The 13,594-nt window shown below is 69.7% G+C and carries 4 protein-coding genes (1 of these 4 only partly in view); all 4 read left to right on the top strand.

Annotated features, from left to right (window positions below; genetic code table 11):
• The first annotated feature begins 205 nt into the window (after window positions 1-205).
• Window positions 206-574: a hypothetical protein gene (locus LX13_RS17420; RefSeq protein WP_253662527.1), complete on the top strand. Its 369-nt coding sequence runs from the start codon at window positions 206-208 to the stop codon at window positions 572-574.
• A gap of 46 nt (window positions 575-620) precedes the next feature.
• Window positions 621-842: an MbtH family protein gene (locus LX13_RS17415; protein WP_188489341.1), complete on the top strand. Its 222-nt coding sequence runs from the start codon at window positions 621-623 to the stop codon at window positions 840-842.
• Between the two features lie 350 nt (window positions 843-1,192).
• Window positions 1,193-1,594: a hypothetical protein gene (locus tag LX13_RS17410; RefSeq protein WP_253662526.1), complete on the top strand. Its 402-nt coding sequence runs from the start codon at window positions 1,193-1,195 to the stop codon at window positions 1,592-1,594.
• A gap of 323 nt (window positions 1,595-1,917) precedes the next feature.
• Window positions 1,918-13,594 carry the start of a non-ribosomal peptide synthase/polyketide synthase gene (locus LX13_RS17405; RefSeq protein ID WP_253662525.1) on the top strand. It continues 22,175 nt past the right edge of the window, so the window shows 11,677 of its 33,852 coding nt (coding positions 1-11,677); it begins with the start codon at window positions 1,918-1,920; its stop codon lies beyond the right edge, outside the window.

Here is a 13,594-nt window from a genome sequence, read left to right as displayed (position 1 = left end):
ACCTAGCGCAGCAATCCGGCGGTAACACCACGGCCCGCCGCGACGATAGGTAGTCCAGTGAAGTGAATACCCGCCATTTTCTTATCGGTGTTGAGAGAACGGTTAGTATTTTCCCTGAACCAGACAATCGATCATTCGTCAGACCGGGTTCGTATCCGGGAGAGTTTCTCGATTCGACGGTTTCTTACCAAGTCAGGAGGGCGTCGTGGCAATGCAGCTCCGCACGCAGCGTGGATCGGGTCGTCGTTCGGGCAATCCCGGTCAGTCCGGTGAACCCGTGCCGGAGAATCGCACACTCGCCGAACTCGTCGCCGCCGCGGCGCGGGTCGCGCCCTCGGTGCCCGCCGTGTGCATGCCCGACGTCAGCCTGACCCTGGGCGAGCTGGCCCAGCGCGCGACCTGCGCGTCGATGGCGATGTCCGGCGGTGAGTCGATCGACGACTCCGCACTGACCGTCGCGCTGATGATGACCGTCCCCGGCCTCGCGGCCTCGGGTGCGTCCGGCCTTGCGACTACTCTGTCGTCGGTCCGGATCCAGGCGACGATGGCGGTCGCGGGATCCCGCCAGGCGTGAACCGCTCGTCGGCACGCATGACCAGTTCAAGGAGGGACAACATCAGATGAGCAACCCATTCGATGATGAGGACGGCCGGTTCTTCGTGCTGGTCAACGACGAGAATCAGCACTCGCTGTGGCCGACGTTCGCCGACATCCCGGCGGGCTGGAACAAGGTCTTCGGCGAGGCGTCTCGGTCGGAGTGCCTCGATTACGTCAACGAGCACTGGACCGATCTGAGGCCGCAGAGCCTGATCGACGCCATGGAGGCCGACGCCAAGCAGTAGCTCCTCGCACCACAGACATCCCACCGCAGCCGGGCACGCAATGTGCCCGGCTGCGGTGTCTGTTGTTCACCCCAGGTGGGCCCGCAGATCACGCCCCAGACGCGATCGCGACACGGATGTGGCACAGATCACCAAGCTGTGAAACATTGGTTACATGGGATTTTTCGTCGAACCCGCAGTTCACGGGCCGTTCGGCGTCCGATGTGGCGCAGGTCACCGTTGTATTGCGTAACAAAATGTCAACCCACGGAGACCACGTGGTCGCATAGTCTTGCCATCAGCACGTATGGTGTCACCAACATTAGGGGTGAGATATGTCATTTGCAGCAGTTCGGTCGGGGGGAACGACCATGAGCGCATCGAATGTCGGCAACGACACGACCAATGATCTGGTGACCGCGGTCGGCCGTCTGGCCGAGACCACGCCGGAGCGCGTGGTCATCCGCTACCACTACCGGAGCATGAGCTACCGGGATCTGGCCGCCGCCATCGAGCTGATGGTCCCGGTGACCCGCAGCCAGCAGATGGACGATCGCGCCGCCGTCGTGGCCGCGATCTTCGCCGGGATGCCCGCCCTCTCCGCCGAGCGGAACCCGGCCACCGTCGCCTCCGTCGTCGACGGGACGTTCGCCCGCGTGCTGTCCGATCTCAGTGATCTCGACGCCGGCACCACGGGCCCGGCTCGCGGTGTCGCCATGCGAACCAGCGAGATCGACCTGCGCGGTATCGCCAGCAGGCTCTCCGACGCCTGACCCGGACCGGCCGTCGGTGTGCAGACGGCCAGTCTGTCTCCCGCTCCACTCAGTGCCGTCCCGTCGTCGCTCGTGTAACGTTGGCAGTCGTTTTGCTGATAGTGATACCGGCGCTTCCGATGAGCAATGATTGTCTAGGACCAGAGGCATCTGCTGACTTATAGGCGTGTTGATCGCCTATTCGAAGCGCAGAATGAAATCATCATGTCCTGGCGTACGGACATAAACGTCCATGCGATCATTGTTTCGGGGACAGGCGAGCATTTGGTTCGGGATTGGAGCAAGAGAACTTGGTTGCTGGCCGCTCCGATGCACCAGCAGTAGTGCCCGCCGAAGCGTTTCCGCTCTCGGCGGCACAGCGTGGTATCTGGTTCGCCCAGCAGGCGCTGGGCAGCATTCCCATCAACATCGCCGAATACGTCGAACTGAACGGTCCGGTGGATCTCGCGGCGCTGACTGCCGCGTCCAACGCCGGCGGTCGCGCGGGCGGTTCGGGCTTCCTCCGTCTCGTCGAGACCGACGACGTCCCCCTGCAGTACATCGACTCCGCCGCCGACGACGCGATCGACGAGGTCGACTTCTCCGACGCCCCTGATCCGCGCGCCGCCGCCCTGGAGTGGATGCGCGCCGACTACAGCCGGCCCATCGACGTCATCACCGACCGCCTCACGATCACCGCGCTGCTCCGCCTGGGCCCCGATCACCACCTCTGGTACTGGCGCGCGCACCACATCGTCATGGACGGTTTCGGCGCGATGGCCATGCTGAGCTTCGTCGCGCGGGCCTATACGGCCATCGTCGCGGGTGACGAGCCCGAGGCGTGGAAGGGTGCGCACCTCGCCGAGCTCACCGAGGGTGAGCGCGTCTACCGCGAGTCGCCCCGTTTCGCCAAGGACCGCGACTACTGGGCCGAACGCAACGAGGGGCTGCCCGGGGCCGTGTCGCTGGCGACGCGGCGCGAACCGCCCGGTGAGTTCTCCCGGATCGCGTCGGTGGAGGTGTCCGAGCAGGTCGGCGATCTCCTCGACGCGGCGTCCCGCGAGTCGTCGGGCAGCTCCGCCCCGGCCGTCATCGCCGCCTTCGCCGTCTACATGTCCCGGATGGCCGACACCGACGACGTCGTCCTCAGCCTCCCGGTGTCGGCACGCAACACCGCGAAACTGCGCAACGCCGCCGGCATGGTCTCCAACATCGTCCCGATGCGTCTCGCGGTCCCGGCGACCGCGACCGTCGGCGGATTGATCTCCGACGTGCAGACCGCGCTCACCGGCGCGCTGCGACGTCAGCTGTACCGGCACGAGGACATGCGTCGCGACATCGGTCAGGGCACCGGTGAGCGCGGTCTGTTCGGGCCGTCGATCAACCTGATGATGTTCCAGTCGGGTCTCACGTTCGGCGACATCAAGGGCCAGACGCACGTACTGACCACCGGTCCCGTCGAGGACCTCGCGGTCAACATCTACCCCGGCGCCGAGGGTGAGCGTCTGCGGATCGACCTCGAGGCCAACCCGCGGTCGTACACCGACACCGACCTGCACCGTCACCTCGACCGCTTCGTCGACTTCCTCGCGCGGCTGCTCGAGGCCGACCGGACCGCGCCGGTCGACTCGGTGCGCCTGGGGTCGGCGACCGAGATCGACACGATCACGCGGGAATGGAACGACACCGCCCACGACATCGGTGACGCGCTCACGCTGCCGGAGATCTGGCACGCGCAGGCCGAGGCCACACCGGACGCGCCGGCCCTGTACTCCGGCGACGCCGAACTCACCTATCGGGAGTTCTCCGACCGCGTGGCGCGCCTCGCCCGCCACCTCGTGTCGCTGGGGGTCGGGCCGGACACCCACGTGGCCATCGCCATGCGCCGGTCGTTCGAGCTGCTGGTCGGTGTCCACGCCGTCGTCGAGGCGGGCGGCGCGTATGTCCCGCTCGACCTCGACAGCCCCGACGACCGCATCGTCGCGGTTCTCACCACGTCGACACCGGTCGCGATCCTGACCACCGACGCCGACGCGTTCGTGGTGCCCGACGGCGTCCCGGACGCGCCGACGCCGGTCTCGGTGGACTCGATCGAGGACACCTCGCCGACCACGCCGCTGACCGACGCCGATCGCGTGGCGCCGCTGCGGCCGGACCACACGGCCTACGTCATCTTCACCTCGGGGTCGACCGGACGTCCCAAAGGCGTTGCGGTCAGCCACCGTTCGATCGTCAACCGTCTGCGCTGGATGCAGGGGGAGTACCCGCTGCAGCCTGCCGACGTGGTCATGCACAAGACGCCGGTCACCTTCGACGTGTCGGTGTGGGAGCTCTTCTGGGCCCTGCAGGTCGGCGCGTCGGTCGCGATCGCCGTCCCCGACGGCCACCGCGACCCGGAGTACCTGGCCGAGCTCATCGCCGCGCGGTCGGTCACGACGCTGCACTTCGTGCCGTCGATGTTGGCGCTGTTCGTCGAGTCGGTCGGTGCGGCGGAACTCGGGACCCTGCGCCGGGTGTTCGCCAGCGGCGAGGCCCTGACCCCGCTGATCGCGTCGCGGATGGCCGCGCTCGCCGACGTCGAGGTGCACAACCTCTACGGTCCGACCGAGGCCGCTGTCGACGTCACGTTCCACGAGTACGTCGCCGACGACGTGGTGTCGGTGCCGATCGGTCGGCCGGTCTGGAACACCGGTGTGTGGGTGCTCGACCGTGCCCTGACACCGGTGGTCGTCGGAGCGGTGGGCGAGCTGTACCTCGGCGGCGTCCAACTCGCACGCGGCTATCTGGCCGACGTCGCGCAGACCTCGACGCGATTCGTGGCGTCCGCCCTCGGCGGGGCGTCGGAGCGGATGTACCGCACCGGTGACCTCGTCCGGTGGAGCCCGGACGGCGAGCTGGAGTACGTGGGGCGCAGCGACTTCCAGGTGAAGGTCCGCGGCCTGCGCATCGAACTCGGTGAGATCGAGGCGGCCGTCCTGGCCGACCCCGCGGTCCGCGAGACCGTCGTGACGGTCCACGAGAGCCCGCAGGGCCAGCGCCTCGTCGCCTACGCCGTCGCCACCGCCGACCACGAGATCGACACCGCCGCGGTGATCGGCGCCGTGCGGTCCCGCCTGCCCGCGTACATGGTGCCCGACGCCGTCGTCGCGCTCGACGCGATGCCCCTCGGCCCCAGCGGCAAGGTGGACCGAAAGGCGCTGCCGGAGCCGGATTTCACCGCCCACGCAGTGGCCTTCCGCGCGCCGACCACCGATACCGAGCGCACGCTCGTGGGTCTGGTCGAGGAGATCGTCGGGCGCGGCGACGTCGGCCTCGACGACTCGTTCTTCGGGCTCGGCGGCGACAGCATCATGTCGATCCAGTTGGTCTCGCGGGCCCGCGCGGCCGGGGTGCACTTCACCTCACGAGAGGTGTTCGAGCAGAAGACGATCGGTGAGCTCGCCGCGGTCGCGCGCGCCGAGGGCTCGACGACGGTGCTGGCCGAGCTGCCCGGCGGCGGTGTCGGCGAGCTGCCCACCACCCCGGTGATCAACTGGATGGCCGAGTACCCCGCCGCAATCGGGCCGTGGGCGCAGTCGATCGTGGTGCCGCTTCCCGAACCGTTCGACGACGCGGTGTTGGCGGCCACCCTGAACGGCGTGATCGCGCAGCACGACATCCTGCGGTCGTCGCTGGTGACGCGTCCGGACGGTTCACTCGACCATGTCGTCGCCGAGGTCTCCGAGGCCACCGGCCCGACGATCGAGCACCTCACCCTCCCGGCGGAGCCGGGCACCGCCGCGTTCGACGACGCGGTCCGCGAGGCCGCCCACGCCGTCACCGAGCGCCTCGACCCGTCCACCGGGCACATCATCGGTGCGGTCGTCGTCGGCGGCGACTGGACCGCGCACACCGCGCACCGGCTGCTGCTGGTCATCCACCACCTCGCCGTCGACGGGGTGTCGTGGCGAATCCTGTTGCCCGACCTCGCCGTCGCGTGGTCGCAGGCCGAGCAGGGGCAGCCGGTCGCGCTGCCCGCCCAGGGCACGTCCATGCGTCGGTGGGCCCACGGCCTCGCCGAACTCGCGGCCCACGCCGACATCGGCGACGAACTCGACCACTGGCGGTCGGTCCTCGCGGGTGTCGCGGACTCACCGCTGACCATCGACCCCGCCCGCGACACCGTCTCGACGCTGCGCCACCGCGAGCTGACGCTGTCGTCGGAGCTGACCGAGACCCTGCTGACCCGCGTGCCGCAGGCCTTCCACGGCGGGGTCAACGACGGGCTGCTCGCGGCGCTGGCCCTGGCGAGCCGACACTGGCGCAGCCGACACGGCGGATCGGGGGACGCGGTTGTGGTCTCGCTCGAGGCGCACGGCCGCGAGGAGGAACTGCTCCCGGGTGCCGATCTCTCGCGCACCGTCGGATGGTTCACCACCGTCTACCCTGTGCGCCTGGACACCGGATCCTGCGACATCGACGACGCACTCGCCGGCGGTCCCGCGGCCGGGGCACTGGTCAAGACGGTCAAGGAAGAGCTGGCAGCCGTTCCGCGCCGCGGCGTCGGATACGGGCTGCTGCGCTACCTCAACCCCGAGGGCAGAGAGGCGCTCGCGGGTCACGGCGACCCGTCGATCAGCTTCAACTACCTCGGCCGGCTCACCGGCACGGACGCCTCCGGCGCCTGGATCCCGGACGGGGACAACGCACTCGCGGGTCTGCGCGGACCGGACGTCCCGGTGCGGGCCGTCATCGACATCAACGCGATGGTCACCGAGTCGGCCACCGGCCCGCAGCTGTCGGCGACCATCGACTACCCGGCCGGCGCCATCGGCGACGACGCGATCGACGAGTTCGTCGACCTGTGGCAGCGCTCGTTGGAGTCGATCGCCCGGCATGCGGCCACCCCGACCGCGGGTGGGTTCACCCCGTCGGACCTCGACCTGGTGGCGGTCACCCAGGCCGACATCGACACCCTCGAAAGCCGTTTCGCCGCGATGGTCGACGCGTGGCCGCTGACGCCGCTGCAGCAGGGACTGCTGTTCCACGCCGAACTGTCGACCGGGTCGGTCGACCTGTACACCGCGCAGATCGTGCTCGACCTCACCGGCGTCGTCGACGTCGACCGTCTGCACGCCAGTGCCGACGCCCTGATCGCGCGTCACCCGAACCTGCGCGCGGCGTTCGCGGTCACCGAGAGCGGCTCGCCGCTGCAGGTCGTCACCACCGGCGCCACCGCCGCGTGGGACCAGCACGACCTCAGCGGGCTCGATCCCGCCGAGACGCACGCCGAGATCGATCGCCTCACCCGACGCGACCGCCTCACCCGATTCGACATGGGCACACCGCCGCTCGTCCGGTTCCTGCTGCTGGACACCGGCGACGGCCGTTTCCGCTTCGTGCTGACCAACCACCACATCCTGATGGACGGGTGGTCGATGCCGCTCTACATCGGCGACCTGTTCGCGATCTACGCCGCCGGAGGGGTCGGGGACCAGCTCCCGTCGCCGCCGGCCTACCGCAACTACCTGTCGTGGTCGGCCGAGCAGGACACCGAGCGCTCGGTGCAGGTGTGGGGATCGGCGCTCGCGGGGATCGACGAGCCCACGCTCGTCGCCCCGGGCGGTGCCGACGACCCGACCGACACCGTCCCCGGTGTCGTCGAGGTGACCGTCGACGACGACGTGATGGCGCGGCTCACCGACTACGTCCGCGACGCCGGCATCACCCTCAACACCGTCCTGCAGGCCGGATGGGCGATCGTGTTGTCGCGGTTGGTCGGTCGCGACGACGTCGTGTTCGGCACCACCGTCTCCGGCCGTCCCCCCGAGGTCCCCGGCATCGAGACCATGGTCGGGTTGTTCATCAACACGCTGCCGGTGCGCATCACCATGCACGACGGCGACGACCTGGCCGGACTGTTCAAGCGGGTCTCCCACGAACAGGCCGAGCTGCTCGACCACCACACCGTCGGCCTCGCCGACATCGTGGCCACCACCGACGTCGACTCGCTGTTCGACACGATGATGGTCTACGAGTCCTACCCGCTCGACCGGGACGCACTGGCCGCGGCCAGCAGTGTCGACGGGATGCGGGTCACCGACGCCGACGTCGTCGACGCGACGCACTACCCGCTGACCGTCATCGCGATCACCGATCCGGCCCTGCGGCTCTCGGCGAAGTACCTGCCGCACGCCGTGGACGCCGACCGCGCGCAGGGCATCCTGCGCGCCTTCGTCCGTGTGCTCACGCAGATCGCCGCCGATCCCTCCGCATGCGTCCTCGACCTCGACATCCTCGACGCCGACGAGCGTTCGCTGCTGCTGCACCAGGACCGCACCGGGTCGGTCGAGCTCCCGCCGGTGACGCCGCTACCCGAGCTGCTGACCCGGGCCGCCGGTCTCGGCGGCACCCGGGACGCGGTCGTCGCACCTGATGCGTCGATCACCTACGCCGACCTCGACTCCCGATCGAACGCGCTCGCTCGTGCGCTCATCTCCCGCGGCATCGGCCCGGAGCAGATCGTCGCGCTCGGCATGGGACGGTCGGTCGACTTCATGGTCGGTCTCTGGGCCGTGGCCAAGACCGGTGCCGCCTACCTGCCGGTGGACATGCGGTATCCGATCGACCGGATCGAGCACATGCTCGTCGACTCGGGCGCGGTGTTCGGTCTGTCGACCGCGCGGTGGCGCGAGGCGCGACCATCGACCGTCGACTGGTGGGAGATCGACTCCGACGAGTGCGCCGGAGCACTCGCCGAGCAGCCCACCTCCTCGGTGACCGACGCCGATCGTTGCGCGCCGGTACGCGTCTCGAACCTCGCGTACATGATCTACACCTCGGGCACGACCGGGGTCCCCAAGGGCGTCGCGGTGACCCACGGCGGTCTCGCCCGCCTGATGGTCGAGCAGTCCGATCGGTTCGGCCTGGCCCCCGATTCGCGGACACTGCACTTCGCGTCGCCGAGCTTCGACGCGTCGGTCCTCGAGGTGCTGCTCGCGCTGGCGCACGGCTCGACGATGGTCATCGCGCCGACCGAGGTCTACGGCGGGGACGACCTCCACGACCTGCTCGCCGGGAACGCGGTGACCCACGGCTTCGTCACCCCCGCGGCGCTCGCGTCGGTCGACCCCACCGGGCTCGACGCCTTCGCGACCGTGATCGTCGGCGGCGAGGCGTGCCCGCCCGAACTGGTCGAGCGCTGGGCTCCCGGCCGTGCGATGTTCAACGGCTACGGCCCCACCGAGGCAACCTGTTTCGCCGACATCGCCGGTCCGATGGCGCCCGGTGAGACCATCACGATCGGTTCGCCGGTCCGCGGCCTGACGTCGCTCGTGCTCGACCGTCGTCTACAGCCGGTACCCGTCGGTGTCGACGGTGAGCTCTACCTGAGCGGTGCGGCGACGGCGCGCGGCTACCACGCGCGCCCCGGCCTGACCGCGGATCGCTTCGTCGCGAATCCCCATGGGGCGTCCGGCGATCGGATGTACCGCACCGGTGACGTCGTCCGGTGGGTCCCGGTCGGCGACCACCTCGAGATCTTCTATGTCGGACGCCGCGACTTCCAGGTCAAGGTCCGCGGCTTCCGCATCGAACTCGGCGAGGTCGACGCCGCGCTGACCGCCCACCCGGATGTCACGTTCGCCAGCACCGTCGGCGCGCCGATGCCCTCGGGTGGCACCGCGTTGGTGTCCTACGTCGTGGCGCCCGGGCACACCGATTCCGCCGCGATCCGCGAGTTCGCAGGCACCCGGGTCCCGTCGCACATGGTCCCGTCGGTGGTCGTGTTCCTCGACGAGATCCCGCTGACACGCTCGGGCAAGTTCGACCGCGCCGCCCTGCCCGCCCCCGACCTGAGTTCTCTGGCCGGAGAGGGGCGTTCGCCGCAGACCCCGACCGAGCAGCTGGTGGCCGACGTCTTCGCCGATGCTCTCGGACTGGCCACCGTCGGCGCCGACGCCTCGATGTTCGACCTCGGCGGCAACTCGCTCGTCGCCACCAAGGTCGCGGCCCGACTGACCTCCGCGGTCGGCACCCGGGTCCCGGTGCGCGACATCTTCGACCACCCGACCGTCGCCGGTCTGGCCGCGCGCATCGACGGCGCCTCCGGGGTCGCGATGCCCGCGCCGTCGACCGACGCTCTGCGCCCGGGGCTCGCAGGTGAACGGCCGGTCCTGTCGTTGGCACAGCAGCAGATGTGGCTGCTCAACCGCTTCGACCCCACCTCGCCCGCCTACAACATCCCGCTGGTCGTGCGCATGCGCGGCGCCCTCGACGTCGAGGCCCTCCGGTCGGCGCTGCGCGATGTGGTCCTCCGCCAGCAGACGCTGCGCACGATCTTCCCGACGGCCGACGGCACGCAGTACCAACGCGTGCTGGAGATCGACGACGTCGATGTCGACGTCACCGCGGTCGCGGTGACCGAGTCGGAGATGACGGACGCGGTCATCGGGTTCGCGTCGCAGGGTTTCGACGTCACCACGTCGATCCCGGTGCGTGCCGGACTGTTCGAGATCGCCCCCGACGACGTCGTGCTCGCGGTGATCATCCACCACATCAGCGGTGACGGCGCCTCGCTCGCGCCGCTGGCCCGCGATCTCGTCGTCTCCTACGAGGCCCGATCACGCGGTGTGACACCGGACTTCGAGCCGCTGCCGGTGCAGTACGTCGACTACGCGGCATGGCAGCGCGGCCACCTCGGCGTCCCGACCGATCCGACCTCGGTGATCGCCGGACAGATCGAGCACTGGCGCAGCACCCTCGCCGATGCCCCGGAGCTGCTCGAGCTGCCCACCGACCGCCCCCGCCCGCCGCAGCGCACCACCGACGGTGGCGTCGTCACGTTCCGCATCGACGACGCGACCTACGCGCGCATCGACGCGGTCGCCCGCGAGCACTCGGTGTCGGTGTTCATGGTCGCCCACGCCGCGCTCGCGGTGTTGCTGGGCCGGTACTCCGGCAGCCGCGACATCACCATCGGCACACCGATCGTCGGTCGGACCGATCCCCGACTGGCCGACCTCGTTGGTGTCTTCGTCAACACCGTGGTCCTGCGCACCGACGTCGACCCGGACGCGTCGTTCGCCGACCTGCTCGCCTCGGTGCGCGACACCGACCTGACCGCGTTCGACAACAGTGACGTGCCGTTCGAGGAGCTCGTCGGTGCGCTCGGACGCCGACGCACCAACGCCTACTCGCCGTTCTTCCAGGTGGTGCTCGCCTACCAGAACAACGAGCGCGCACACGTGGCGCTGGGTGACGTCGATGTCGAGATCTTCTCCGAGATGCGTACGGCGACCGCCCAGTTCGATCTGTCGGTCAACCTCGACGAGGTGTTCTCCGACGACGGTGCGGTGGTCGGCCTCACCGGCCAGATCAGCTACGCCACCGACCTGTTCGACGAGATCTCGGTCGCCGACATCGGCGATCGCTACGTGGCGCTGCTCGGAGCCGCCGCCACGACGCCGTCTCTGCCCGTCGCCGACCTCGACATGACCGGGGTCCCCTCGGTCGCCGCGGCCCCGGGCGACACCGACGATCTCGACGCGCGCGTACCCACGGTCGACGACATGCCGGCCCTGGTGGCCGCGGCCGCCGCGATCACCCCGGATGCCGACGCCATCGCCTACGACGGCACCGCGGTGTCCTACCGCGACCTCGACGAACGCCTGGCCCTGATCAGCGGACCGCTCACCGAGCGGGGGATGAACGCCGACGCGATCCTGACCATCGCCCTGACCGGCCTCATCCCGATGATCGCCGTGGCGCCACCGGCCGAGGTCGGCACCCTGCTGGACTCCGCGGTCGACAAGGCCTGGCGAACCGTGGGATTCGTGCCCGGTCTGTCCGGTACCCCGCCGGCCGCGGTGACCCTCGTGTCGCGGTTCGACGAGCAGGTGGCCCGCACCCCGGGCAACCGTGCGACCACCGACGGTGACGTCACGCTGACCTACGCCGAGCTCGACGGCAGGGCAAACCGCCTCGCCCGGGTGTTGATCGACCGTGGGGTGGGCCCGGACCGGCTCGTGGCCATCGCGCTGGACAAGACGGTGGACCTCGTCGTCGCCCTGCTGGCCACCATGAAGGCCGGCGGCGCCTACCTGCCGCTCGACGTCACCCACCCGCGTGACCGCCTGACCTACGTGGTCGACAACGCGTCTCCGTCGGTGGTCCTGACCACCGAGGCGTTGCGCGCCTCGCTGCCCGACGCGCTGCCCACCGTCCTCACCCTCGGATCGTCAACGCTCGCACGGGAACTCGCCGCCGCGGACGCGTCGCCGGTCGCCGATGCCGATCGCGAAGGACCGCTGCGCGCGTCCAACGCCGCCTATGTCATCTACACGTCCGGGTCGACCGGGCGACCCAAGGGCGTCGTGGTCACCCACGAGTCCGTCGTCGCGCTGTTCGACAACACCGACTCGTACTTCGGATTCGGCGAGTCCGACGTCTGGACGATGTTCCACTCGTACGCGTTCGACTTCTCGGTGTGGGAACTGTGGGGACCGCTGCTGTACGGCGGTGCCCTCGTCGTCGTCGACTTCGCCACCTCGCGCACCCCGAGCGCGTTCCGGGAGTTGCTGGTCCGCGAGGGCGTGACCGTGCTCAACCAGACCCCGTCGGCGTTCTACCAACTCTCCGAGGAGGATCGCCGCGTCGCCGCGGGCACCGGCGGGACGGCCGACGACCTGTCGTTGCGCTACATCATCTTCGGCGGCGAGGCGCTCGACCTCGGCCAGCTCGGCAAGTGGTACGAGCGGCACGACGACTCGTCGCCGGTGCTGGTCAACATGTACGGCATCACCGAGACCACCGTGCACGTCACCAGGATCAAGCTCGACCGCGCGTTCGCCGCGTCGGCGGGCGGTTCGGTGATCGGTGACCCCATCGACGGTCTCGAACTCCGGATCCTCGACTCGCGTCTGCGCGCCGTCCCCCGTGGTGTCCCCGGCGACGTCTATGTCGCGGGCACCCAGCTCTCGCGCGGCTACCTCGGTCAGCTCCCTCTGACCTCGCACCGTTTCGTCGCGGACCCCGCGGGCACCGGTCGGCGGCTCTATCGCACCGGGGACGTCGCCCGGGTGAACTCGCGCGGCGACGTCGAGTACATCGGTCGCAGCGACACCCAGGTCCAGTTGCGCGGCTTCCGCATCGAACTCGGTGAGGTCGAGTCGGCGCTGCTGCGCTCACCCGGTGTGGCCGCGGCCGTCGCGATGGTCGAGACCCTGCCGTCCGGTGGCGGCGACCGGCTGGTGGCCTACGTCGTGCGTGCGGCAGGCGCCGACGTCACCCCGTCCGGAACACGCACCGCCGCAGGCGAGTTCCTGACCTCGTACATGGTCCCCGACGTCGTGGTCGTCCTCGACGAGTTCCCGCTGACCGTCAACGGCAAGCTCGACCGGGCGGCCCTGCCCCGCCCGTCGGCCGACCTCGAGGTCTCCGACGACGAGTTCGTCGCGCCCGAGAGCCCGATCGAGGAGATCGTCGCCGGTCTGTTCGGCGACCTGCTCGGTCTCGACCGTGTGAGCACCACCCGCTCGTTCTTCGAGATGGGCGGCAACTCGCTGATGGCGGCGCAACTGTCGTCACGCATCGTCGACGCGCTCGGTACGCAGGTCGGCATCCGTGACCTCTTCGAGGCGCAGACCGTTCGCGAGCTGGCGTCGTTGATCAGCGCACGCCGCGACGGGTCCTCGGAGGCCACCGCGGTCGTGCCGCGCTTCGCCGTGCCGTCCGAACCGGTCGTCGCGCCGATCCCGCTGTCGCTGGCCCAGCAACGGCTGTGGTTCATCAACACCTACGACCCGACGTCGGGCGCCTACAACATCCCGTTGACCTTCGTCTTCACCGGCGAACTCGACATCGACGCCCTGAGCGCCGCGCTCGTCGACCTCGTCGACCGACAGCGTGTGCTGCGCACCATCTACCCGTCCGGTCCCGACGGGCCCGAGCAGTCCGTGGTCCCGATCATGGACGCGCTGCCCCCGGTGCGGGTCGACTCGATCGACCGCGACGACGTCGTGGATCGCCTGCGGCAGTTCGCCG

This window comes from Williamsia maris (assembly GCF_024171815.1).
Taxonomy (GTDB): Bacteria; Actinomycetota; Actinomycetes; order Mycobacteriales; family Mycobacteriaceae; genus Williamsia_A; species Williamsia_A maris.
The sequence above is the reverse complement of the archived record's forward strand: the minus strand, read 5'-3'. Positions and strand labels throughout refer to the sequence as shown.